The organism is Sphingomonas sp. BL-S-28, from assembly GCF_055521515.1.
In genome coordinates, this window is the sequence record NZ_CM145483.1 from 1970750 (window position 1) to 1994724 (window position 23975).

17 protein-coding genes are annotated in these 23975 nt (G+C 64.0%); 11 read left to right on the forward strand and 6 right to left on the reverse strand.

Annotation, left to right across the window (positions count from 1 at the left end; genetic code table 11):
• Window positions 1-19 precede the first annotated feature (19 nt).
• The 5 genes from ACZ1JC_RS08270 (at window position 20) to cobA (ending at window position 6491) form a co-directional block, all read left to right on the forward strand.
• Window positions 20-1282, forward strand: coding sequence for a nitrate/nitrite transporter (locus tag ACZ1JC_RS08270; protein ID WP_465140022.1), 1263 nt, complete (start codon window positions 20-22; stop codon window positions 1280-1282).
• Window positions 1283-1356: 74 nt separating this feature from the next.
• Window positions 1357-2586 carry a hypothetical protein gene (locus ACZ1JC_RS08275; RefSeq protein ID WP_465140021.1) on the forward strand — a complete coding sequence of 410 codons (1230 nt, stop codon included), beginning with the start codon at window positions 1357-1359 and terminating at the stop codon, window positions 2584-2586.
• A gap of 220 nt (window positions 2587-2806) precedes the next feature.
• The gene (nirB, locus tag ACZ1JC_RS08280; RefSeq protein ID WP_465140020.1) at window positions 2807-5335 is read left to right on the forward strand and encodes a nitrite reductase large subunit NirB; all 2529 of its coding nucleotides are present in this window, start codon (window positions 2807-2809) and stop codon (window positions 5333-5335) included.
• 5 nt (window positions 5336-5340) lie between these two features.
• Entirely contained in the window at window positions 5341-5676 is a 336-nt protein-coding gene (nirD, locus tag ACZ1JC_RS08285; RefSeq protein ID WP_465140019.1) for a nitrite reductase small subunit NirD, read from the forward strand.
• Complete coding sequence (gene cobA / locus ACZ1JC_RS08290; protein WP_465140018.1) at window positions 5673-6491, forward strand: uroporphyrinogen-III C-methyltransferase; 819 nt, start codon at window positions 5673-5675, stop codon at window positions 6489-6491. The genes nirD and cobA overlap by 4 nt, the downstream gene beginning before the upstream one ends.
• A 4-nt stretch (window positions 6492-6495) precedes the next feature.
• On the opposite strand, the gene ACZ1JC_RS08295 is transcribed toward cobA, so the two are convergent.
• From ACZ1JC_RS08295 to ACZ1JC_RS08305, 3 genes are all read right to left on the reverse strand, one after another.
• The gene (locus ACZ1JC_RS08295; protein WP_465140017.1) at window positions 6496-7173 is read right to left on the reverse strand and encodes a Fe2+-dependent dioxygenase; all 678 of its coding nucleotides are present in this window, start codon (window positions 7171-7173) and stop codon (window positions 6496-6498) included.
• Window positions 7174-7245: 72 nt separating this feature from the next.
• On the reverse strand, window positions 7246-9552 hold the full coding sequence (locus tag ACZ1JC_RS08300; RefSeq protein WP_465140016.1) for a catecholate siderophore receptor Fiu: 2307 nt from the start codon (window positions 9550-9552) through the stop codon (window positions 7246-7248).
• A 347-nt stretch (window positions 9553-9899) separates the two neighbouring features.
• The gene (locus tag ACZ1JC_RS08305; protein ID WP_465140015.1) at window positions 9900-11174 is read right to left on the reverse strand and encodes a phospholipase A; all 1275 of its coding nucleotides are present in this window, start codon (window positions 11172-11174) and stop codon (window positions 9900-9902) included.
• 259 nt (window positions 11175-11433) lie between these two features.
• Here ACZ1JC_RS08305 and ACZ1JC_RS08310 point away from each other — a divergent pair, with 259 nt between their 5' ends.
• From ACZ1JC_RS08310 to ACZ1JC_RS08320, 3 genes are all read left to right on the forward strand, one after another.
• Complete coding sequence (locus ACZ1JC_RS08310) at window positions 11434-12408, forward strand: hypothetical protein (protein ID WP_465140014.1); 975 nt, start codon at window positions 11434-11436, stop codon at window positions 12406-12408.
• 92 nt (window positions 12409-12500) lie between these two features.
• Window positions 12501-13931: a basic amino acid/polyamine antiporter gene (locus ACZ1JC_RS08315; protein WP_465140013.1), complete on the forward strand. Its 1431-nt coding sequence runs from the start codon at window positions 12501-12503 to the stop codon at window positions 13929-13931.
• A 34-nt stretch (window positions 13932-13965) separates the two neighbouring features.
• Complete coding sequence (locus ACZ1JC_RS08320; protein WP_465140012.1) at window positions 13966-15207, forward strand: arginine deiminase; 1242 nt, start codon at window positions 13966-13968, stop codon at window positions 15205-15207.
• A gap of 244 nt (window positions 15208-15451) precedes the next feature.
• On the opposite strand, the gene ACZ1JC_RS08325 is transcribed toward ACZ1JC_RS08320, so the two are convergent.
• Window positions 15452-16264: an AraC family transcriptional regulator gene (locus tag ACZ1JC_RS08325; RefSeq protein WP_465140011.1), complete on the reverse strand. Its 813-nt coding sequence runs from the start codon at window positions 16262-16264 to the stop codon at window positions 15452-15454.
• Window positions 16265-16445: 181 nt separating this feature from the next.
• Here ACZ1JC_RS08325 and ACZ1JC_RS08330 point away from each other — a divergent pair, with 181 nt between their 5' ends.
• The gene (locus ACZ1JC_RS08330) at window positions 16446-18689 is read left to right on the forward strand and encodes a TonB-dependent siderophore receptor (protein WP_465140010.1); all 2244 of its coding nucleotides are present in this window, start codon (window positions 16446-16448) and stop codon (window positions 18687-18689) included.
• Window positions 18690-18776: 87 nt separating this feature from the next.
• On the opposite strand, the gene ACZ1JC_RS08335 is transcribed toward ACZ1JC_RS08330, so the two are convergent.
• Window positions 18777-20474, reverse strand: a complete 1698-nt coding sequence (locus tag ACZ1JC_RS08335; protein ID WP_465140009.1) for a GGDEF domain-containing protein — start codon at window positions 20472-20474, stop codon at window positions 18777-18779.
• Window positions 20475-20556: 82 nt separating this feature from the next.
• Here ACZ1JC_RS08335 and ACZ1JC_RS08340 point away from each other — a divergent pair, with 82 nt between their 5' ends.
• On the forward strand, window positions 20557-20874 hold the full coding sequence (locus tag ACZ1JC_RS08340; protein WP_465140008.1) for a hypothetical protein: 318 nt from the start codon (window positions 20557-20559) through the stop codon (window positions 20872-20874).
• Window positions 20875-20886: 12 nt separating this feature from the next.
• Window positions 20887-21543 (forward strand): RpiB/LacA/LacB family sugar-phosphate isomerase, encoded by a 657-nt coding sequence (locus tag ACZ1JC_RS08345; RefSeq protein ID WP_465140007.1) that lies wholly within the window; start codon window positions 20887-20889, stop codon window positions 21541-21543.
• Between the two features lie 67 nt (window positions 21544-21610).
• Here the strand turns inward: ACZ1JC_RS08345 and bglX are convergent, their stop codons facing one another.
• Complete coding sequence (gene bglX / locus ACZ1JC_RS08350) at window positions 21611-23929, reverse strand: beta-glucosidase BglX (protein ID WP_465140006.1); 2319 nt, start codon at window positions 23927-23929, stop codon at window positions 21611-21613.
• Window positions 23930-23975: the final 46 nt, after the last annotated feature.

Sequence of the window (23975 nt, forward strand, 5' to 3'; positions counted from 1 at the left end):
GTTTTACGGGGGACTTACGATGGCAACCGCTTACTGGGAACGTGACGGAGAGGCCGCTTCGGCCGAAAATGCACCTGCGGCAGCGCCCGCGACCAGCTTCTGGAAAGCCGGCCATGTGCCGACGCTGATCGCAGCCTTTCTCTATTTCGACCTCGCCTTCATGGTCTGGGTCTTGCTGGGCCCATTGGCGCCGGAGATTTCCAAGACGCTTGGCCTGACGCCTGCCGAAAAGGGCCTGATGGTTGCGCTGCCGACGCTTGCCGGTGCGGTACTGCGGGTGGTCAACGGGCTGCTGGTGGACCGCATCGGGCCCAAGCGTTCGGGTGCGATCAGCCAGCTGATCGTGATCGCGGGATTGTTCACTGCGTGGCTGGTGGGCGTGAACAGCTTCGGCGGTACGCTGGCACTGGGCGTCATCCTCGGTTTCGCAGGCGCCAGCTTTGCCATCGCCTTGCCGCTCGCCAGTCGCTGGTACCCGGCCGAGCATCAGGGCAAGGCCATGGGCTTGGCCGGCATGGGCAATTCGGGAACGGTGCTGGCATCGCTGTTCGCGCCGATGCTGGCAAAGATGTTCGGCTGGAATGCGGTGCTGGGCCTTGCCTGCATCCCGCTTTCGCTTGTCTTCGTCGTTTACCTGGTGCTGGCCAAGGATGCGCCGAACCAGCCTGCGCCGCGCCGATTGGTCGATTATTTCGAGCCGCTCAAGCAGGCCGATGCCTGGTGGCTGATGGCGTTTTACGCGGTGACTTTCGGTGGTTTCGTCGGCCTTGCCGCCTCGCTGCCGATCTATTTCACCGAACAGTTCGGGCTGACCACGATCATGGCCGGCTACTGCACGGCGGGCTGCGTCTTTGCCGGATCGCTGGTGCGCCCGATGGGCGGGGCCCTGGCTGACCGCATCGGCGGGGTGAAGGCGTTGATGATGGTCTATGCGTTTGCCGCCTTCGCGCTCGTCGGCGTGGCGCAGGCGCATTCGCTGCCCGGAGCGCTCAGCATGTTCGTTCTGGCGATGCTGGCGCTGGGCACCGGCAATGGCGCAGTCTTCCAGCTCGTCCCGCAGCGTTTTCAGGCGGAGATCGGCGTGATGACCGGGCTTGTCGGCATGGCAGGCGGGATCGGCGGGTTCTATCTCGCCAGCTCGCTTGGGCTAGCCAAGCAGATCACCGGCAGCTTCGCCCCCGGTTTCCTGATTTTCGCCGGGCTTGCCGTGGCCGCGCTCACCGCCGTGGCCTGCGTGAAGACACGCTGGCGCGCGAGCTGGAAGACGGCTGCTCGGATCTGATTGGAGAGGAGGCGGCGGCCGGATCGAGACAGATCCGGACCGCCGCTCAAATCTGGTCGCAGGGGGAAATTTAAATGCGGTATAGGATTGGAACGGCGGCCGGGCTGGCCGCTGCGATGCCATGCGCCGGGGTCGCGCATGCCGAAGACGTGGTGCTCAAACCCGTGGTTGAGGCGCGGGCCCGCTATGAACATGTCGATCAGGACGGACTGGACCAATCCGCCGATGCCTTGACGCTGCGGGTTCGCGGCGGGGTTTCGGCAGCGAGTGGCCCCTTGAGCGCCACGATCGTTGCGCAAGGTACATTGGCGGCCATCGACGATTACTATGACGGTTTGCACGGCGCTGCAACGCGGCCGCTGGTGGCCGATCCGCAGAATGTGGCGCTCTATCTTGCGCAGCTGCAGTACCGGAGCCGGGTGATTGCCCTCACCGCCGGGCGGCAGAAACTGGCGCTGGATGATGAGCGCTTCGTCGGCAATGTCGGCTTTCGCGACAATGCGCAGACTTTCGATGCAGTGCGGGCCGAAGTCACGCCGCTCAAGGGGGTGAAGCTGGATCTGGCCTATGCGTGGAGCGTGCGCACGATCTGGGGCGTGGACGGGCACGGCGCGCGCCAGCAGGCGGTGAGTGGCGACAATCTGTTCGCCAACCTGTCCCTGGCGACACCTGTCGGTACGCTGACGGGCTTTGGCTACCTTATCGATCAGGACGAGGCGGCCGTGCAGGGATACCGACTCTCCAGCCAGACCTATGGCGCGCGACTGGCGGGCAGCAGAGCCCTTTCCACGGCGGTGAAACTCTCGTGGCAGGCAAGTTACGCCCGCCAATTCGATTGGCGTCGCAATCCGAACGACTATCATGCCGATTATTGGCTGGCGGACGCCACGCTCGATGCGAAGGGCTGGAAACTGAATGCCGGATACGAAGTGCTCGGCGCCGGTGGCGGCTCTGACGGGGGACAATCGCTCACCAGCTTCCAGACCCCGCTCGGCACCAATTTCAAGTTTCAGGGCTGGGCCGACAAGTTCCTGACCACACCTGCGAACGGCGTGCGCGATCTCTATTTCGGTGGCGGTTATGGCTGGAAGCAGTTGGGGCCGCTTTCAGCGATTGCCCTGCAAGGTACCTGGCACCGCTTCGACAGCGACCGGCTTGGCCAGCACTACGGCAACGAGCTTGATCTTCTCGCATCTGCGAAGCTGCGCAGGACGGCGATTTCGCTCCGCTACGCCCGTTACGATGCCCGCGAAATGGCGACCGACACGTCCAAGTACTGGATTCAACTGGATTGGTCCTATTGATCGACAGGCGTGACGGAATCGCTTGAGCCCAAGCGCGTTTCCCCATATGGTGCAGTGCAAAGGACGACGTTGTCCTTCCTACATCACCGAAGCGACCCATTGGCGGGTTGCGGAGGCCCGAACGATGGCAAGGCCGCCATCCAGACTTTCGGTTTCGAACCGAGGGTCCGGATGGCGGCCTTTTCTCGTTTCTCCTTTTGCTTTTTGCGGAGTCTCGCGAATGGAATTTCAGGACGGGATCGAACCCCAGCAAGCCACGGCGGTGGATTACGACGACGCCCTTGTCGTGCCGTCGGACGACGTGCGCGAGCATCTTGTGGTCGTCGGCAACGGCATGGCGGGCTGCCGCGCGGTGGAGGAACTGCTGGCGCGTGACGCCGGGCGTTATCGCGTCACCATTTTCGGCGCCGAACCGCATGTGAACTACAACCGCATCATGCTTTCGCCGGTGCTGGCGGGAGAGAAGACGTTCGACCAGATCGTCATCAATCCGCGCGCGTGGTACGACGATAACGGCATCACCCTGGTCACTTCGGATCCGGTCGTCGCCATCGACCGCGCGGGCAAGACCGTGACGTCGCAGACGGGCCGCAAGGTCCGTTACGACCGGCTGCTGATCGCCACCGGTTCCGATCCCTTCATCATTCCGGTGCCCGGCAAGGATCTGCCCGGCGTCATCTCCTTCCGCGACATGAAGGACGTGGATACCATGCTGGCGGCGGCCGATGCTTGCGGCGATGCCGTGGTGATCGGCGGCGGCCTGCTGGGGCTGGAAGCGGCGCATGGCCTGACGCTGCGCGGCATGAAAGTCACCGTGATCCACCTGATGCCCACGCTAATGGAGCGTCAGCTGGACGAGGCGGCGGGCTGGCTGCTCAAGACCGCGCTCGAAGCGCGCGGTCAGACGATCCTGACCGGCGCGGACACCGCCGAAATCTATGGCGAGGGCAAAGTCGAGGGCGTGCGCCTGAAGGATGGGCGCGAGATTCCGGCCAGCCTCGTGGTCATGGCCGTGGGCATCCGCCCATCCACTGCGCTGGCGCGCGATGCCGGGCTTGACGTGGGCCGGGGCATCAAGGTCGACGATCACATGGTGACGAGCGATCCCGCCGTGCTCGCGGTAGGCGAATGCGTCGAGCATCAGGGCAATGTCTACGGCCTCGTCGCGCCGCTATGGGACATGTGCCGGAGCCTTGCCGATGGCCTGACCGATCGGCACAGCGGCTATCGCGGCTCCGTCACGTCCACCAAGCTCAAGGTCGCCGGGCTCGACGTGTTCTCTGCGGGCGACTTCTCGGGCGGAGAGGGCTGTGAGGATATCGTCCTGCGCGATGCGTCGCGCGGGGTCTACAAGCGGGTCGTCGTCAAGGACGGCAAGATCGTCGGCGCCGTGCTTTACGGCGATACGGCCGATGGAAACTGGTACTTCGACTTGCTGCGCAAGGGCGAGGACGTATCGGAAATCCGCGATAGCCTGATCCTGGGGCAAGCCTTTGCTTCGGGCGGCAGTGCGGATCCCTTGGCGGCTGTCGCGGCAATGGCGGACGATGCGGAAGTGTGCGGCTGCAACGGCGTATCGAAGGGGCAGGTCGTCGCTTCGATTGCATCGGGCGCGTGCAGCCTCGATGCGGTGCGGGCCACATGCAAGGCCTCGGCAAGCTGCGGCTCCTGCACCGGGCTGGTCGAGAACCTGCTGGCGCTGACCCTGGGCGATGAGGTCAAGTCCGGCCCCAAGACGATGTGCAAGTGCACCAGTTTTACCCACGACGATGTGCGGCGGGAGATCGTGGCGCAGGCGATGAAGTCGATCCCCGAAGTCATGCACAAGCTGCACTGGTCGACGCCCGATGGCTGCTCCTCATGCCGCCCGGCGCTGAACTACTATCTGCTCTGCGCGCTGCCGGGCGAGTACGAGGATGACCAGCAGAGCCGCTTCGTCAACGAGCGGATGCACGCCAATATCCAGAAGGACGGGACCTATTCGGTGGTGCCGCGCATGTGGGGCGGCCTCACCAACCCGCGCGAACTGCGCGCCATCGCCGATGTCGTCGAAAAGTACGATGCGCCGATGGTGAAAGTGACGGGCGGGCAGCGGCTCGACATTTTCGGCATCAAGAAGGAAGACCTGCCGGCCGTCTGGGCCGATCTCAATGCCGCAGGGATGGTCTCCGGCCATGCCTACGGCAAATCGCTGCGCACGGTGAAGACCTGCGTCGGCTCCGAATGGTGCCGCTTCGGTACGCAGGATTCCACCGGCCTTGGCGTGAAGACCGAGCGGATGACCTGGGGATCGTGGATGCCCCACAAGTTCAAGATCGCGGTTTCCGGCTGCCCGCGCAATTGCGCGGAAGCGACGATCAAGGACTTCGGCGTGGTCTGCGTGGATTCCGGCTACGAACTCCATGTCGGCGGCAATGGCGGCATTCACGTGCGCGCCACCGATTTCCTCTGCAAGGTCGCCACCGAGCAGGAGGCGCTCGATTACTGCGCCGCATTCGTTCAGCTCTACCGCGAGGAAGCGCGCTATCTGGAACGCACCGCGCCGTGGATCGAACGTGTCGGCGTCGAATACGTGAAGCAGCGGATCGTCGCGGATGAAGTCGGGCGCGAGGCGCTGCGCGCCCGGTTCCTCTATTCCCAGAGCTTCAGCCAGGAAGATCCCTGGGCCGAACGCGCGGCCGGGCAGCAGGCCGAACTGCACCAGCACCTTGAACCTCTGGCACCCCAGGAAATGATCGCAGCGGAGTGAATGACATGAACGACTGGATCGATATCGGCACCCTGTCCGACATTCCCTTGCGCGGCGCGCGCACCGTCCGGCTGGAGGGAGAGAAGGAGATCGCCGTGTTCCGCACCGGCGACGACAAGGTCTTCGCACTCGTCAACGAATGCCCGCACAAGAAAGGCCCGCTCAGCCAGGGCATCGTCCATGGCCATTCGGTGTCCTGCCCGCTGCACAACTGGAACATCGCGCTTGCGAACGGAGAGGCGCAGGGCGAGGACAAAGGCTGCACGCCGACGATCGCGGTGAAGCAGGACGGCGATCGGATCCTGATCGCCCATCCGCAGACCCTGCAGGTGGCCGCTTGACCGCGCCCCGACCGCTTCGTCAGGCGCCGATCGCGCCGGGCGAGGTCTGGCTGGTGGGCGCCGGGCCGGGTGATCCCGACTTGCTCACGCGCAAAGCCGAAAGGCTGATGGAAGCGGCGGATGTGGTGTTCTACGATGCGCTGGTGGGCCCCGGCGTGCTGGAACTGATCCCGGCCGGCGTAGAAACCGTCAGTGTGGGCAAACGGTCCGGCCGGCACAGCAAGGCCCAGGGATCGATCAACGATCTGTTGCTGCAAGCCGCGCTGTCGGGCAAGCGGGTGGTGCGCCTGAAGGGCGGCGACCCTTCCGTGTTCGGTCGTTCCGCCGAAGAGATGGACCATCTGGTGCAGGCGGGCGTGCCGGTGCGGGTCTGCCCCGGCGTCACCACGGCCAGCGCGGCCGCCGCCAGCGCCAATGCCTCGCTGACGCTGCGCGGTGTTACCCGTTCGATCACCTTGCTGACGGCACATGCCCGCGCTGGCGAAGCGCTGGACTTGGACTGGGAGGCGCTGGTCAGGGCAGGCGGAACTCTGGGCGTTTACATGGGCCGCGCGGCGGCTGGCGAAATCGCCCGTTCGCTGATCGCGGCGGGCTGCGATCCCGAAACCCCGGTGATGGTGGCGGTAGAAGTGTCGTTGCCCGGGGAGCGGCTCATTCGCGGCCCCCTGTCGGCGCTGGCGTTTCTGGTCGCCGCGGTGAGCGACGACGATCCCACCCTGCTGCTGATCGGCGAGGCGGTTGGCCAGCATCGCCCGACCCATGCCCCCGCCCCCGCCCCCGCCCCCGCCCCCGCTTTCGCGCAGGGCACTGCGTGACGGCCTAGATCTCCGACCAGCGACGCAGGAGGTTGTGGTAGACGCAGGTGAGCTGGAGCACGGCGTCCTGATCGGCGTTGTCGTGCGTCAGCTTCTGGATCGAGGTATCGAGTTCGAACAGCATCCGCCGCTCCGCATCGTCGCGGACCAGGCTCTGTATCCAGAAGAAGGAAGCGATCCGCTCTCCCCGGGTCACCGGCTCGACCCGGTGCAGGCTGCTGGACGGATAGATCACGGCATCGCCCGCGGGCTTGGCCACGGCATGTTCGCCGTAGGTATCGCTGATGACGAGCTGACCGCCGTCATAGTCATCCGGATCGTTGAGGAACACGGTGCACGAAATGTCGGAGCGAAGTTGATCGTCGCCGCCCAGGCTCATCACGGCGCCATCGACGTGAAATCCGTACTCGCCGCCGCCTGCATACCGGTTGAAGCGCGGCGGCAATATCCGCCGCGGCAGGGCGGCTGCAAAGAACAGCGGACTGCGCTTCAGCGCCCGCAGCAAGGCATCGCCCAATTCGGCCTTGAGCGGCGAATCGTCCCGCAACTGTTCGTTTCGTTTGACCTTGGCGCCTTGTGCACCGACGGTTTCCCGCCCGTCCGTCCAGTCTCCCCCATCCAGCCTGCGCCGGAATTCGGCCACTTCGTCCGGGGTAAGAACCTGGGGTATGTGCAAAAGCATGGCGAAAGTCCGCTGGTAAAAAACTGACGGCGGGAGTCGAAACTCCCGCCGTCCGGATGTGGCCGACTTTGTTTAGAACTGGAAGTCGGCGCTGAACAGGAAGGTCTGCGGCGTGCCCGGGGTATAGCGGTAGCCGCTCTTGTTGATCGCCTGCACGTAATGCTTGTCGAACAGGTTGTAGGCATTGGCACGCAGCTTGATGTTCTGCGTCAGCGCGTAGGACAGGATCGCGTCCACCACGGTGTAGCCGTCGGTCTTCACCGGGGTGCCGACAGCACCGTCGGTGCCGCGGTGCAGGCCGCTGACATAGCGGACGCCGCCGCCGGCCTGGATACCGAACGGGAAGCTGTAGGTGGTCCACAGCGTGGCCGCGTTCTTCGGCGTGTAGGTGATGAAGTTGGTGCCGTCCTGCGCCACGTTCGGGCCATTGATGACCTTGGCGTCCTGATAGGTGTAGCCTGCCGAGAGCTGCCATTCGGGGGTGAGGTTGCCCACCGCCGAGAGTTCGACGCCCTGGACACGCTTCTTGCCGGTCTGCGTCGGGTTGCCGTTATCGTCGAGATCGCTGCTGTTGATCTCGTTGCTGATCTTGGTGCGGAACACGGCGCCGTTCAGCGCGAGGGCACCGTCGAATGCGCTCCACTTCACGCCGGCTTCGAAGGTATCGGCCTTCTGCGGGTCCATGTTCGGATTGGCCGCGTTGTTGAGCGCGGAGCTGAGCGTGAAGTTCGCGCCGCCCGGAGGCTGCTGCGAAAGCGCGTAGTTGACGTAGAGGCTGACCGCCTGCACCGGCTTGAACACGGCGCCCAGCTTCCAGTTGAACAGGGTGCCCTTGTCCTTCAGGTCGGTCGTGGTGAGGATCGTCCCGGTCGGCGACGTGCCGCAAGCGGCCGCGGTGGCGCAGGGCGCGTTGACGAAATAGGTCAGCTTATAGTGATCGACGCGGACACCGCCGGTAACCAGGAGCATGTCATCGAAGAACTTCGCCGTGTCGAACGCATAGAACGACTGGGTATTGGTCTTACCCTTGGAATGGCCGCCCGTGTACGAGGCGACATAGCTGTTCGCATCGTTCCAGTTGGGATCGTAGAGGCTGGCGCGCGGCAGGGTGCCGGTGCCGGCCATCGTGCGCTGGTACTGCTGTTCGCTGGTGAATTCGACACCGACGCTGAGGTTGTGCTCGATCGATCCGGTCGCGAAATCGGCGCGCAGGTTCAGCTGGTCCGTCAGGATCTTGTTGGAGATATCCTTCAGGTTCACGTTGCTGCGGGCCATCGTGTAGGTCGACAGATCGTTGATGTCGGTCCACTTGATGTTCGCCGCCGTCGTCATGAACGAGGTGAGCTGGTAATCCTGATCGGTGCGGCCCCAGCGCGCGCTATTGGTAAGCTTCACCGAGTCCGAGAAGTCGTGCTCAAGGATGAAGGTGGCCATCTTCGCGGTCACATTGTCATGATCCTGACGCGTGCCGTAGAAGTTGGTGGAATCCACCGGATGGCCCGAAAGCTGCTCGATGCCCGCCTGCGGTTCCCAGTACTTGATGCCGATGGTCGGCACGAAGCCGTCCGGAATGTTGTTCTGGTCGACATACATCAGGTTGAGGTAGGCGCGGGTCGAAGTGCCCAGGCCGAAACCGAACGAGGACGCCACGCCGACGCGGCTGTTGTTGACATGGTCGCGGCCGGCAACGTCGCTGTCCTGCCACATCACGTTGAAGCGGACGGCTGCGTTGGGAATGCCGCCGATCGCCTGGTTGAAGTCCGCCGTGCCGCGCTTCTGGCCATCGGTGCCGACCGTGGCGGTTCCGGAAACCGCCGTGTCCATATTGGCGCGCTTGGAGACCATGTTGATCGAACCGCCCGCCGAAGTGCGGCCGTTGTCGGTGCCAGCGGGGCCCTTTTCGACTTCGACCTGTTCGGTGTTGAAGGTATCGCGCGAGATCGTGCCGATGTCGCGAATGCCGTCGACGAAGATGCTGCCCGAGCTATCCACGCCGCGCATGTAGATGGCGTCGCCGGTCGAGGTATTGCCGTTCTCACCGGCGTAGAAGGTGCCGACGCCGGGGCTGTTGCGCAGGGCTTCGGTCAGGGTGGTCGCGCCCTGCTGGTTGAACAGCTCCTTGCTGATCACCTGGATCGTCTGCGGCGTATCCTGCAGCGGCTGCGTGAACTTGGGCGAGGCGACATGGTCGACCTTGATGCCGTCATCCTCGACCGCCGTGTCGGTGACGGTCACGCCGCCAAGACGGGCAGGCTTGGCGGTGCTTGCTGCGTCCTGCTCCTGAGCGAGGGCGGGGGAAGCGGCAAGGCCAAAACAGCTGAGCGCGAGATAGGCGGGCGAGGCGCTGGCCAGTGAGCCGCGCAGACGTGAGATGGACATTATTTCCCCCTTGTTTCCGAAGAGTGGCTTAATTCGGAGGCGCTAATGCGACTGATTCGCGATAGCCGCAAGGGGTGGGTCAAGATTTTCGCATGGTGTTGCAAATGCATCGCACTTGCGACGTCTGTCGCAGGACTTGCTGCCTCTGGAAGGCCCAGCCGATCCAATCGTCTGATATGCGCGATATTTCACGGGATTTTCAGCGCCGCCCGCTCGCCCGGCCGTGGCGGGATCTGGCGGCGGGGTCTTGGCATGTGTGGTTCACCGGCGCGTGCCAGAAGCCGGACCAAGGCGTGATGTCTGCCGGAACGGAAAGGCGCCCGGAATTTCCCCTCTCGCCTCGCTGGTCAGCGGATCAGCGCGAATCCGACCCGCAGCCGCGTGATGGAACGATTGTAGTCGAGCAGATTCTCGCCATAGCCGGCGAAGCCCTGGACGATCAGATAGAGGTCGGGGCCGCCCCCCAGCAGTCGGGGCAGGGGATAAGACACCTCTGTATTGATGGCGCCCTTGCCGGAAGAGAAATTGAAGCGGGTGTTGGTGGAGGCGCGAATGCCGTTCGGATCGCCCACTTGCAGGAAAAGCCCGGCGTGGCCCCGATAGCGGACGATGTCGGGATTGTCCGACTTGTCGCCGATGTAGAAGGACAGTCTTGGCGCCACCAGCACGCGCCAGTCGCCGCGCAAGGGAATGGCGGCCATCGGCGCGACGTAGAACGAATTCACGCTGCGGGAATCGTCGCCGTCGCGGCCGTTCGATTCGTGGCGCAATCCGCCCTGCAGCGCCACCGTCATGCCGTTGTCCCAGGCCTTGGCGGGGGTGACGTAGATGAGTTCCGGCTGATAATCGATATTGCGGAACGGCTTGGATGCAGCCCGCAAATCCCAGAACATGCGTTGCGTATAGGCCAGATGCAGCCCGTTACGCCAGGATGAGGGCAGGTCGTGGGCGCTGCGCGATCCGAACAGACGGTACTCGAAGCTGATCTGTATCCGCGCCTCGGTATTGGTGCCGGGGCCGTAGACTGCATAGATGGGCTCGTAGGGGGCAAGGTTGCCGACAAAGGCATTGCCCACGCTGCGATCCGCCGGCGGGCCCTGGTTCGGTTCCGCAGGCACCGGTTGCGCGGACGCGGCGACCGCGACGGCCGCGACGGGTCGAACGGACTGGCCGGGCTGGGCGGGCGCCTCGGCCAGTCTGACATCCGCAGGGCCGTGCAGCGCGATCTCGGCGGTGCGCCATTGCGGGATGGACAGGGTCATGTCCTTTGGCGCGAAACCGGGCGGCAGACGGTAACGCACCCGGGCGAAGCCTTGCGGGGCGAGGATGATCGACCTCGGGATCTCCGCCGAACGATCGAGCGGTACGGTTTCCGAGGTCTCGGGGCCTGCCAGCCTTGCCGCCACTTGCTCCGGCAAAATAACCGTGGCGGGGGACGCGCCGGGATTCAGAAACCGCAGTTCCACGGAAATCCTGCCATCGGCATCCGGCGCGGCCAGCCCGGAGATCAAGGTTTCCACCACCTCGTCCGCGTGTGCCGGGGGCGATGCCAGCAGCAGGCTCAGCGCCGCCAATCCCAGCATGGGGCGGCAGCGGAGCCGCGTGGGGAGAGCATCCATCATCGTTCCATTCCCGTGGCGACTTTGCTTCGCATGCCGAATGGCCGCATCTATGGCGTTTCGGCAATCGTTTGAACAGCTAAAGCCCGCAAGTGTAACCACCTTGGCGCACGGGTTTTTCCCGATATGCCGCGCCGTAAAACGGGCGCACCATTCCCGGGCAGGCAATTCCGGCGACCATCACAGTGATGAGGGTGGCGGGTGATGGCCTTCTCATGGCTCTGATAAATATCTAATAATAAAGGAAAAATAAGTTCCGCAAGTGTTGGGCGAGGCTGCGGCAGACCTGTTCAGCTTCCGGGTTCAAGCGGAGGGTTTAGTGAAATATCGGGCAATCCGAGCGATCGGATTACTGTCAATGGTTGTTTCACCTCCCGTTCTGGCGGAGCCACCGGCCCCTGCACGCGATGAATCCCAAACGTTCCAATCCGATCTGCGCGGGCCGCAGGACGAGATCGATCGGCTGCATATTCCCGGTTATGACGGAACGGCCGTTGGCGCGTCGGCGATCGAGTTGGAATTCGCTCCCGAGATCGCCTCGCACAATCCGCTGGGTTCGAATTCGCGCACAAGCACATCCACAAGCACGGCGCTGACGTTCGTCACCGCCCAGCCCTTGTCCGACCGGCTGGAAATGGAATTCGATGCCGGGCCTTCCATGCTTCTGGAGCACGGAGACATCGCGGAATCCGCCGTTGCCGCTTCGCTTGAGCTGCGAACGCATCAGAGCGCATCCGGTTTTGCCGGCTTTGCGCGTTACGAACTGGCCCATGTGATGGACAATTTCTTCGGCAGCGGGCTGGCCACCGACCAGACCCTGACGGCAGGGATACGGTACGGCGCGCAAGTCGGCGCCGGGCAGGTCGGCGTCGAACTGGCCCCGCGGTGGCTGAATTCCAGCGATAATGCAGATGATTACCTTGCGACCGAGCTTTTCATCGACGCCTACTACCCCATGCTGGATGATGGCATCGGGCTGATCGGCGAAATCTCGATCGATCGCCGGTGGTACCGGCAGGACGACGGCGCCGTGCCGGGCAAGCGCAGGGATTGGCGCTTCGAAGGCTTTGCGGGGGTGGATATCGCGAATTTGCTCGCGCCGCCGCCGGGCCGTTTCAACCCGCTTCGCGCGCTGGGGGTCGGGGTGCTCTGGCTGGAAGTCGATTCCAATCTGAAAAGCGCGGACCGCTCCGCATTCAAGGTGCTTCCAGCAATCACGCTGCGCGCGGATTTATGAGGGGAAACGCGGAGTCCAGAGGATCGGCCCCCAGATTATCAAGTGAATACGCAAGTCGCCTGCCACCGAAGTTACCATGCCGGGAGACCTAGATGACGAGCCAGGACAACAAGATCTCGCTGTTTTCGCTGACGTCGATGGTCGTCGGCTCGATGATCGGGGCGGGCATCTTCAATCTGCCGGCGCGTTTCGGTTCGGCCACGGGGCCGTTCGGGGCGATCATCGCGTGGTTGATCGCCGGCTCCGGCATGTACGCGCTGGCGCGCGTCTTCCAGGCGCTGGCGGCGCGCAAGCCGGATATCGACGCGGGCGTGTTCGCCTATGCCAAGGCCGGCTTCGGGGACTACATGGGTTTCCTGTCCGCCTTCGGCTACTGGCTGGGCTCCATTCTCGGCAATGTGTTCTACTGGGTGCTGATCGGCGCGACGCTCGGCAAGTTCTTCCCGATCTTCGGCGACGGCAGCTCGGCGGTCGCGATCGTCGTCTCGCTGATCGGCATATGGGCTTTCCACTTCATGATCCTGCGCGGGATCGAGCAAGCCACCTTCATCAATTTCGTCGTCACCATCGCCAAGATCGTTCCCATCGTTACGGCCTTGCTGCTTATGCTGCTGGCATTCCACTGGGATACTTTCGCGGCCAACTTCTGGGGCGGGGAGGGGATGCCGGAGAAGACATTGGTGGCGCAAGTGCGCGACACCATGCTGATCACCGTGTTCGTCTTTCTCGGGATAGAGGGCGCCAGCGTCTATTCGCGCTTCGCAAAGACACGCGCCGACGTGGGCACGGCAACCATCCTGGGCTTCGTGGGCGTGACCGGTTTGATGGTCGCGGTGACGCTGCTGCCCTATGCGGTGATGCCGCAGGCAGATGTCGCCGGGCTGCGCCAGCCTTCGCTCGCCAGCGCGCTCGCCGCTGTCGTCGGGCCGTGGGGCAGCGTGTTCATCTCGATCGGGGTGCTGGTCTCGGTGCTGGGGGCCTATCTCGCCTGGTCGCTGATCTGTGCCGAAGTCCTGTTCGCGGCCGCCAGGTCGCACGACATGCCTCGGCTCTTTTCGGGAGAAAATCGCAATCGGGTGCCGGCGAATGCGCTTTGGCTGTCCAACATTCTCGTCTCGCTCTTCGTCATTTCGACATATTGGTCGCAGGACGCCTTCAATCTGATGCTGGACCTGACCAGCGTCAGCGCCCTGCTGCCCTATCTGCTGGTCGCCGGTTACGGCGTGCTCATCGCCCGCCGCGGGGAAGGCTATGAAGCCGCGGCCGGTGAGGCCAGACGCGATCAGGTGATTGCCTGGGTAGCCGTGCTCTACTCCCTCGTCATGTTCGTTGCGGCGGGATTGGAGCACGTCATGCTCGTGGCGATCCTTCTGATCCCGGGGACCGCAATACTCTATGTCTGGGCCCGGCGCGAACAGGGCGAGCGGCTGTTCAATGCCGCCGAACTGGTGATTTTCCTGGTCGTTCTGGTCGCCGGCCTGCTGGGGCTGGCCGGGCTGCTCAGTGGCCGCATCGTCGTGTGATTTGAAAAATCGGGCTATTCAGAAGGAGTGCCGCATGTCCACAGACATTCCATATGGCGTCTATTCCGAAGTCGGCAAATTGCGCAAGGTGATGGTCTGCGCGCCGGGCCGGGCGCATCAGCGCCTGACACCTTCGAACTGCGACGACCTGCTGTTCGACGATGTGCTCTGGGTGGACGCGGCCAAGCGCGATCATCTCGATTTCCAGCAGAAGATGCGCGACCGAGGCGTCGACGTCGTCGAGATGCACGACCTGCTTACCGTGACGGCCGGCATCCCTGAGGCGCGAAAGTGGATTCTGGATCACCGGGTGACCGAAAACGAGGTCGGCCTGGGCCTGCTGACCGATGTGCGCAGCTATCTGGAGGGCTTACCGAACCGTGAACTGGCGGAAATCCTGATCGGCGGCCTGTCGGTGGAGGAGTTTCCGGAAAGCCACTCCGGCGCGCTGATGGAACTCATTCGCGAGACACACGGAATCGGGCAATATCTCATCACCCCTTTGCCCAACACGCTCTACACGCGCGACACGACCTGCTGGATCTACGGCGGTTGCACGGTCAACCCGCTCTATTGGCCCGCGCGCAAGGACGAGACGCTGCTGACGACGGCGATCTACAAGTTTCACCCCGATTTCGCCGGCAAGACCACGATCTGGCACGGCAACCCGGAAGAGGATCACGGCCTTGCCACGATCGAGGGGGGCGATGTCATGCCGGCGGGCAATCGCACGCTGCTGATCGGCATGTCCGAACGCACGTCGCGGCAGGGCATCGCCTTGCTGGCCCGTTCGCTGTTTCAGCAGGATGTCGTGGACCAGATACTGGTAGCGGGGATGCCCCGGCTGCGCGCCGCCATGCATCTGGACACGATCTTCACGTTCGCGGATCGGGACTGCGTGCTGATCTATCCCGACATCGTCAACACCATCACGCCTTACATGATCCGGCCCGGGGCGAACGGCGGCTTCGATGTGCGGCAGGAGGAAGGTGGATGGGTTGCCTCCGTCGCCCGCGCGCTGAAAGTCGATAACATGCGCGTGGTTGAGACCGGCGGCACCCATTACATGCGTGAACGCACGCAGTGGGATTCCGGTGCGAACCTCGTCTGCCTCGCGCCGGGTGTGGTGATTGCTTATGATCGGAACGTCTACACCAACACCCTGCTGCGTAAGGCCGGGATAGAGGTCATCACGATTTCCGGCGCCGAACTGGGCCGGGGTCGTGGCGGCGGCCATTGCATGACATGCCCGATCATTCGCGACGCTGCCGATTAGAGCATTTTCTAATCAGGTGGAATCACCTGATGACTCGGAAAATGCGTCAAACCAAAAACTTAGAGCAGTCGATCCGGCGCAGTCGGGTCGAAAACTGCTCTAAGTTGATCCCGGTTTCGCCAGGCGTGCCGCGAATGCCCGCTAGAGCAATTCCCGATCCGACTGCGTCGGCTCGGCTGCTCTAGATCATTGGTTGGACGCGTTTTCCGAGTCATCAGGTGATTCCACCTGATTAGAAAACGCTCTAACTGCCGGTCCGAAAGGGCGCATCGGACGACAGGCTGTGTGCCCCGAACGTGCGATTATAGGCGCGGCCAAGGCTGGAAACACCGCTGTAACCCAGCTGGAACGCGGCTTGTTGCAGCGACAATCCCTGCGTCAGCAGACCATCGACATGATGCATCCGCAATTGCTGGTGCCATTTGCCCGGCGATAGTCCGGTTTCTTCGCGAAAGGAGCGCGTGAAGCTTCTTCGGCTCATCCCCGCGTCGGCCGCCCAGGCGTCGAGGTCCAGCGGGCTGGCCGGATCCATGTAGAGGCGGTCGCACAGCGTTCGCAGCCGGGCGGACTGCGGCATGACAGGGGCAGTGGCGCCGATATCCGCCGATCGCTCTATTTCATCGAGAATGAGGCCGGTCATACGCGCATGACGCTCGGCATGGGCCAGGGGATCTTCGTCCAGCAGGCATTCCACCAAGGCATGAAGCAAGGGCGAAACGGCGATCACGCGCACGTCCGGCAGTTGCGGCGCGGCCATGCGGTCGACGTAGAAGGCATTGTAGGCTGCCGGTCCGCGGCAAGTCACTTCGTGAACGACGCCGGCGGGAATCCACACCCCGCGTCCGGGCGGCAGGAAAATGCGCCGCCCGGGCGCCTGCACGATCGAAAATCCTTCGATACGATAGGAAAACTGGCCGCGATCGTGCGTGTGCGGTGGGTCGTAATAGCCGTCGCTCTGGCGGCCCCGGAACGCGACGATGGCGCTGTCACGCTTAAGGCTGGCGCTTTTGATCGCCACGGCAGGCAGGTGGTCGGCTCTGGATTTCGCGCGGTTCATGGCAATCGTGAAATGGGCCTGGATGGGGGACTTGCTGCCCGATCGGGCCAAAGAAGTGCCGATCGGGCCAAACCGGCATCGCATTATTGCGAATGCCTCGCAAGATAAATAAGGCGCAGCTGATCCCCGCCGGTGCGACATGGCGGGGCGGCGACAGCACAAATTCCCAACAGGAGGACCGATGTTCACAACGATGAGGCGCGTCATCGCGCCCGGCAGCGCCCTGATCGCGCTTGCCGCGTCCAGCGCTTATGCACAGACCGGCGACCGAGCCGGAAAAGCGGAGACGGCAGAAAGCCGCATCGACGAAATCCTCGTCACCGGGCAGAGCGACGGATACCAGACCGGCGACACCAATACGGCCACCAAGCTGCCGTTGACGCTGCGCGAAACGCCGCAATCGGTCACCGTCATCACCCGCCAGCGGATCGAGGATTTCAACCTCATCACCGTGCAGGACGTGCTGGAACAGACGCCGGGCGTCTCTGTCCAATCCTACGACAGCAATCGCACCCGCTTCCAGGCGCGGGGCTTCACCATCACGAATTTCCAGCTCGACGGCGTGCCATCGAACTTCAACGTCGGTGCCAGCGGCAACAGCGTCATGCCCGATACCTCGATCTTCGAGCGTATCGAAGTCGTGCGCGGCGCCGCGGGTCTCGTCACCGGGACGGGCGATCCTTCGGCCACGATCAACCTCGTGCGCAAGCGGCCGACCAATGACCTGAAGGCGAACGTCAGCCTCAACTATGGTTCCTGGGACTATGTCCGTGCAGAGGCCGATGTCGGCGGCCCGGTGATTGCCGGCGGCAGGATCCGCGCCCGCGCCGTCGCGGCCTATACCACCCGGGACAGCTACCTCGATTTCCAGCACGACACCTCTCCCAGCCTGTACGGCGTCGTCGAGGCGGACATCACCGAAACGACCCGCCTGCGCGCCGGCGTCGATTATCTCAAGACGGACAGCGAGGGCGGTTCGTGGAGCGGCGTCCCGCTGTTCTTCAGCGATGGCACGCGAACCGACCTGCCGCGTTCCTACAGCGCCGCCGCGCGCTGGAACCGCTGGGAGCGCGAGAATACCAATGCCTTCGGGGTTCTTGAGCAGGAGATCGGCCGCTGGGTCGCCCGCGCCGCCTACAACCACCGCTGGACCGATACGGAAAGCCTGCTGCTGGCCGGTTCCAACAGCACGTTCTTCCCCGATCGCGAGACGGGCCTCGGCCTCAATGTCGTGAACACGTACGGCATCTCGCATACACGTGAGGATTCGTTCGACGGCTATGCCACCGGCCCGCTGCGCCTGCTGGGCCGCGACCATGAACTGGTCTTCGGCGTCAACCACTACGACCGCGAACTGGAAACCGTGGCGACCACGCTGACGCCCGCTTACGGTCTGTCGACCTTCAAGGTCGGCACCACGACCTACACGGCATTCCCCAGCATCTTCAGCTGGGACGGCGCCGTCCCGCGCCCCGCAACCACCGATCGCGGTTTCCCGTCGAGCACCGATCGCACGCGGCAGACCAGCATTTACGGTGCCGTGCGCCTGAACCCCTTCGACGGGCTGAAGGTCATCCTCGGCGGTCGCTATACCGATGCCGACACGACGACGCGGACCTACAACACCACGACCAATCCCGGCGCGCTCACGCGCACGGCGAACAGCGGAGGCAACAAGTTCTCGCCCTACGCCGGCGTGGTTTGGGATCTGACATCGCAGATATCCGCCTTCGCCAGCTATGCGCAGGTCTTCACCGTGCAGAGCCAGCGCGACGTCAATAACGACCAACTCGCGCCGCTGACTGGCACCAATTACGAATTCGGTTTCAAGGGCGAGTTCTTCGACAAGAAGCTCTATGCCGCGCTCAGCGGTTTTCACATGAAGCAGGACAATGTCGCCGAACTGCTGACCGGCGCGGCGCCGCTGCCGGACGGCAGCACGCCGTACCGCGCGGTCAGCGGGGTCAAGACCTGGGGCGCGGAACTGGAGATCGCCGGTTCGATCACGCGCGATTGGCGGGTGGCCGGCGGCTATACTTACGTGCACAGCGAAAATGCGGACGGCAGCCGCTTCTCGCCCGACACGCCGGAGCATCTGGCCAAGCTGAACACCACCTACAAGATCGGCGCGCTGACTTTGGGCGGCGGCGGAACCTGGCAGAGCCGCATCTATCGCGCGATGCCGATCCCCACCGGTGCCTTCCAGGCGAACGGGCAGCCGGTCACCGCGACCGGCAATGTCTCGCAGAGCAGCTATTTCCTGCTCGACCTGCTGGTGCGGTACGACCTTTCGCCCAATGTCAGCGTGGGCGTGAACGCCACCAATGTGCTGGACAAGACCTATTACCGCAACGTCGGGTTCTTCAACTCGGGCTGGTACGGTCAGCCGCGCCGGGTTCTGGGCAACTTGCGCTGGCATTTCTGATGGTGCCGCTTGCTTGCGCGCGAGGTGCGCAGGCAAGCGGTTTCGAAGCATGGCCGGGGTGTGACCCCCTGCCTAGCGCCCCGCCGATCAGTCGCCCAGCGCATCCTGGTCGAGATCGTCGGCGCAAGGTTCGGGTGCGTCCAGCAGGCGGATCGCAATCTGATTGCGTCCGCCGCGCTTGGCTTCGTAAAGCGCTTCGTCGGCCAGACGATAGAGCGCGCGGAAATCGGCGCGCGTTCCGGTTTTCGCGATCCCAATGCTGATCGTGACCTGGCGGTTGTCTATGACATCGCCGTGCGCATAGCCGCTTACCTGCTGACGCAGGGAATCGGCAAAGCGCATCAGTTCGAAGCCCTCCAGCCCGGCGACCATCATTGCAAATTCTTCGCCGCCAAGCCGGGCCACGGTGCAGGACGGGCTTTCGTAAGGCGCAATGCAGCGGGCAATCGCCGCGAGCACCACATCGCCCGCTTCGTGGCCGAAAGCGTCGTTGATCGACTTGAACCAGTCCACGTCGATCAGCAGCAGGGCCACGACCTGACCGTTGCTCTGCGCATTAAGGACAGCGCCGACCCGTTCGATGAAACCGCGCCGATTGGGCAGCCCCGTCAGGGCATCGCGGCGTGCCAGTTCATGTGCCTGCGCCTCGGCCTGGCGCGCCATGTCGCGTTCCACCCGCAGGCGGCCATGCGAGCGCGAAGACGCAACGGAAAGCCACAGCGTCTGCCACGCTGCCGCGAACAGCACGAGGACCTGCGACCCACCGCCCCAGAACATGGAATCGGCATCGAAGAAACTGGTAGATGCCAGGACGATCATCGGCACCGCCCACGCGCCCGCGAAGCTGCGCGCGTCGCTGCTTCCGCGCCGCCAGGCCTGCCCCATGCACAATGCCACGGCCACCAGATTGGCGAGAACCAGGATGTTCAGCGCGCTGCCGAGCACGTCGATCGGCCCGTAGCGCATCAGCGAAAGCGGAATGCCGAGCGCGAAGACGCAGGCCGTCAGCCAGAGCGTGGCGCGCCTCAACCAGCGGCTGACGTAGCCTTCCTCAAGCGCGGTGACGGCGCTCAGCGTGGCGAGCGAGATGGCAAGGCAGGAAAGGCCGGTGCAGATCTGCGCGGAAACGGCGCCCGCCATGGCGGGAAAGAAGAACAGATGGAGCTGCGACCAGCATGCGCCCCATGCGAACATGCACGCGGCCCATGCCGCCTGCCAGGCCGAGAATTGTCGGCGCACGGCAAGCGCCAGCGAGGCATTGTAGATTGCGCCCGCCAGCAGCAGCACGAGCGCCGCACCGATGGAGGTGGCCAGTCCCGTGGTCTGCGTGCTTTCCTCGCCCCGCCCGACCAGCCTCATCCGTAGCAGGCGTGCGCTTGCCACGCGGTCGAACCGCATGGTCACGCCGGTCAGCGCCGCGTCGCGGTGCGGTGCCCGGAACGCGAGTTGCCCGCCAGCCCGCCAGTGCGTGCCGAAATCGCCGCTGCGCACCTCCTGCCGTTCCATCGCGCCATCGGCGTAGGAGAATGTGACGAGCAGGCGATCGAACCGCGAACTGTGGACGATCAGGGAGAGATCGTCGTGCCCGTCCGTTCCCGGCGCCAACTGCGCGTGAAGCCAGAGCGTGCCCTTCTGGTAGCCCACCGGCTCGCCGCTGCAGGCGAACGCGGGATCTTTGCCGCTGTCCTCGGCCACGGTCCGGCTGACCGAATGGCAGAGCGAGCTTCCGATCCGCAGAACCTCTGCAGAGGCAGGTGCCGACCAGCCGAGCCCGACCAGCCCCATGCACACCATCAGGCAAGAGGCGATCAGGACCTTTCGCAAAAGGTGCAGATATGGCGATTCGCAAACCATTGCGGCGCGGCCTATGGCACAAATGCAATCCTGCGATAAACAATCAAAAAGCACCGCGCCGCAAAGCTTCGGTGCAATTGCGCGCAGATGGCCGAGATGCTTTTTAAATTGCAAATCACGTGTTTTAGTGTTGCCGGCGGGGCTGGCGCATGCGGTAGTTCTCGACCCCTTTGGCGCTATTCGGATTCCGCATCCGCCGCGCATTTCGTGGACGTTTCGCGCCATTTCGGCCGTCCTGCGGATCCACTCATGGATTTTTGCCGCCATTGCGACGGCGTCCCTATTGTGGATCGTGGTAACCGGTGTCAAAAGGCTGGCGATCAGGGCTTGAGAGGAATGCCAGATGAAAATTGCACTTGTGATCGAGAACAGCCAGGCCGCGAAGAGCGAGACCATCCATTCAGCGCTGACCGCCGTGGCAGAGCCGCTGGGCCATCAGGTCTTCCATTATGGCATGTACACGCCCGAGGATAAGGCCTCGCTCACGTATGTCATGAACGGGCTGCTGACCGGCATTCTGCTGAATTCCGGCGCGGCCGATTTCGTGGTTACGGGCTGCGGCACGGGCATGGGTTCGATGCTGGCCTGCAATGCCATGCCGGGCGTATTCTGCGGGCTCGTGATCGATCCCACGGATGCCTTCCTGTTCGCGCAGATCAACGATGGCAACGCGATTTCAATGCCCTATGCGAAGGGTTTCGGCTGGGCCGCGGAACTGAACCTGCAGGACGTCTATGCCAAGCTGTTCGACGGTGAGCGCGGGCTCGGCTATCCGAAGGAGCGCGCGCAGATCATGGCCAAGAACCGCGGTATTCTGAAGGGCCTTAAGGATGTGACCTGCAAGGACATGGTCACAGTGCTCAAGTCCGTGGATCAGGACCTGCTGAAGGCGGCGATCGCGGGTGATCGCTTCAGGGACTACTTCTTCGCCAATGCGCAGGATGCGGCCATCCGCGATTACATCGAAAGCGTCCTGAGCGCGGTCCCGGCAAACGCCTGAGCAGGCGCCGCCGGGCGTATATCCGGATGATGCCTGGTGCATCATCCGGAAAACGGCAGCGCAAGCGTCAGTCGGTCACCTCGAACGAGCTGGCAAGCGACGCGGTGGAGCTGTCGCCGGCATAGATATCGAACGTGCTGGCATCCTGCACGAAGCTGCGCGTCGATGCCGCCCAGTAGGTCAGGTCTTCCGGGCGCAGCGTGAAGCGTACGGTCCGGGTCTCGCCCGGCTCCAGCGTCACGCGTTCGAAGCCCTTCAATTCCCGTACCGGGCGGGCGGCCGTGCCGTAACGCTGGTGGATGTATAGCTGCGCCACTTCGTCCGCCCGGCGAGTGCCGGTGTTGCGGACATCGACCGAGACCGGCACCGCTTCGCCCCGCGCCACGCGGGCCTTCTCTACCTTGAGGTTGGAGAACGCGAAGGTGGAATAGCTGAGGCCGTAGCCGAAGGGATAGAGCGGCGTATTGGATTCGTTCCAGTAACGCTCCTCCACCGTCTTGGGCTGATGCGTGGTCAGGTGCGCGTAAGGCAGGGGAAGCTGGCCGATGTTGCGCGGCCAGTTGTAGGGCAGCTTGCCGCCTGGCGAGACTTTGCCGAACAGCAGGTTGGCCACCGCCGTTCCGCCCTGCGTGCCGGGATACCAGATGTCCATCAGTGCGGCGGGCTTGCTGCCCTTGAGGTCCAACGGACGCGCGCTCATCAGCAGGACGACAACCGGCTTGCCCGTGGCGATCACCGCATCGAGCAGTTCCTGCTGGCGTCCCGGCAGATCGAGCGAGGAGCGCGAGGCATTCTCGCCCACCATGATCTGGCCTTCGCCCAGCACCAGCACGGCCACGTCGGCGTCCTTGGCAAGCGCCACCGCGCGCTGGATTTCAGGCGTATCATCGACGTTCTGGGCCTTGCCTGCCGCGAATTGCGCGTCGGACTGGAAGATCGATTTGTTGACGCGCGCCGGCATCGTTACGCCGGGCGAATAGGAAACCTTCACGCCGCTGCCGGCTTCGGCCTTGATGCCGGCAAGCACGGTGACGGTTTCCTTGTCGTCCTGATCGAACACCCAGGGCCCGACCGTATCGCGCGCAGAATCGGCCAGCGGGCCGATCACCGCGATCGACTTGAGCGCGCCGCGGCTGAGCGGCAGCGTGCCGCCTTCGTTGCGCAGCAGAACGGCAGTGCGTTCGGCCGCCATGCGGGCAACCTCGCGGTGCTTGGGATCGGCCAGTACGCGCTTGGCTTCCTTCAGGTCGACATAGGGCTTTTCGAAAAGGCCCATGCGGATCTTCGCTTCGAGGACATGGCGCACCGCATCGTCGAGTTGCGCGGTGGAGATCTTCCCCGCCGCCAGCGACTGCGGAAGGGTCTTGAACGCAGAAATGCCGAACGGCGGCGCCATTTCCATGTCCACGCCGGCAGTTAGCGCACGCACGCCTGCATCCTCGTTGCTGGCGGCGAAGCCGTGGGTCAGCAGGTCATGCGCGGCGCCGGCGTCGGTGACGACGAAGCCCTTGAAGCCCCAGGCCTTGCGCAGGACATCGGTGAGCAGCCAGCGATTGCCCGTCGCCGGCACGCCGTTCACGCCCATGTAGGCGCTCATGATGTTGCCGGCACCGGCGTCGACGGCGGCCTTGAAGGGCTTCAGGTAGACGTTCCAGAGTTCGCTGTCCGAAAGGTTCACCTCGTCGTAATCGCGGCCGCCGATAGAGGCGCCGTATCCGGCGAAGTGCTTGGGACCGGAAATGATGTGGCCGGGGCTCCCGATGTAGGCGCCCTGGAAACCGCGCACTTGCGCTGCTGCCATCGCGCTGCCGAGGTAGGGATCCTCACCCGCGCCTTCGATCAGGCGGCCCCAGCGCGGATCGCGCGCGATGTCCAGGTTGGGAGCGAAGGCCCAGTGGATGCCGACGGCGCGCGCTTCGCGCGCGGCGACGGTCTGTGCCTGCTGCGCAACGCCCGGGTCCCAGCTGGCGGCAACGGCGATCGGTACCGGCATGATCGTGCGCAGGCCGTGAATGACGTCGTAGCCGAACAGCAGCGGAATCTTGAGCCGGGTCTTCTCGACGGCGATGTGCTGCAGCCGGTCGAGTTCGGCGGGATCGTGCACGAACAGCAGCGAACCCGCACGGCTTGCCGCCATCTCGTCGATCACGCGCTTCGATTCTTCGGGAGAGTCGGAGAAGTTGAAGTACTGGGTGATCTGGCCGGCCTTTTCCTCCGGCGTCATCTGGGCAATCAGCGCATCGGCGCGGGCGCGGACCACGTCATCGCTGAGCGGCGCGCCGGATGCGGCCTTGCTCTGCGCCATGGCCGTGCCGGACGCGGCCAGCGTTGCCGCCAGCGCGGCGCCGGTGAGCGCCTTGCGGCGGAATGTGCGTTTCGATGTCATCGGATATCCCTGATCGGTTTTGTGGGGGAAAGGATGCGAAGGAGGC

Bases quoted from the DNA above. Each gene is read 5' to 3' on its own strand.
- ACZ1JC_RS08270 (WP_465140022.1), top strand. From the start codon at position 20: ATGGCAACCGCTTACTGGGAACGTGACGGAGAGGCCGCTTCGGCCGAA.
- ACZ1JC_RS08275 (WP_465140021.1), top strand. From the start codon at position 1,357: ATGCGGTATAGGATTGGAACGGCGGCCGGGCTGGCCGCTGCGATGCCA.
- nirB (WP_465140020.1), top strand. From the start codon at position 2,807: ATGGAATTTCAGGACGGGATCGAACCCCAGCAAGCCACGGCGGTGGAT.
- nirD (WP_465140019.1), top strand. From the start codon at position 5,341: ATGAACGACTGGATCGATATCGGCACCCTGTCCGACATTCCCTTGCGC.
- ACZ1JC_RS08295 (WP_465140017.1), bottom strand. From the start codon at position 7,173: ATGCTTTTGCACATACCCCAGGTTCTTACCCCGGACGAAGTGGCCGAA.
- ACZ1JC_RS08300 (WP_465140016.1), bottom strand. From the start codon at position 9,552: ATGTCCATCTCACGTCTGCGCGGCTCACTGGCCAGCGCCTCGCCCGCC.
- ACZ1JC_RS08305 (WP_465140015.1), bottom strand. From the start codon at position 11,174: ATGATGGATGCTCTCCCCACGCGGCTCCGCTGCCGCCCCATGCTGGGA.
- ACZ1JC_RS08315 (WP_465140013.1), top strand. From the start codon at position 12,501: ATGACGAGCCAGGACAACAAGATCTCGCTGTTTTCGCTGACGTCGATG.
- ACZ1JC_RS08320 (WP_465140012.1), top strand. From the start codon at position 13,966: ATGTCCACAGACATTCCATATGGCGTCTATTCCGAAGTCGGCAAATTG.
- ACZ1JC_RS08325 (WP_465140011.1), bottom strand. From the start codon at position 16,264: ATGAACCGCGCGAAATCCAGAGCCGACCACCTGCCTGCCGTGGCGATC.
- ACZ1JC_RS08330 (WP_465140010.1), top strand. From the start codon at position 16,446: ATGTTCACAACGATGAGGCGCGTCATCGCGCCCGGCAGCGCCCTGATC.
- ACZ1JC_RS08335 (WP_465140009.1), bottom strand. From the start codon at position 20,474: ATGGGGCTGGTCGGGCTCGGCTGGTCGGCACCTGCCTCTGCAGAGGTT.
- ACZ1JC_RS08340 (WP_465140008.1), top strand. From the start codon at position 20,557: ATGGCACAAATGCAATCCTGCGATAAACAATCAAAAAGCACCGCGCCG.
- ACZ1JC_RS08345 (WP_465140007.1), top strand. From the start codon at position 20,887: ATGAAAATTGCACTTGTGATCGAGAACAGCCAGGCCGCGAAGAGCGAG.
- bglX (WP_465140006.1), bottom strand. From the start codon at position 23,929: ATGACATCGAAACGCACATTCCGCCGCAAGGCGCTCACCGGCGCCGCG.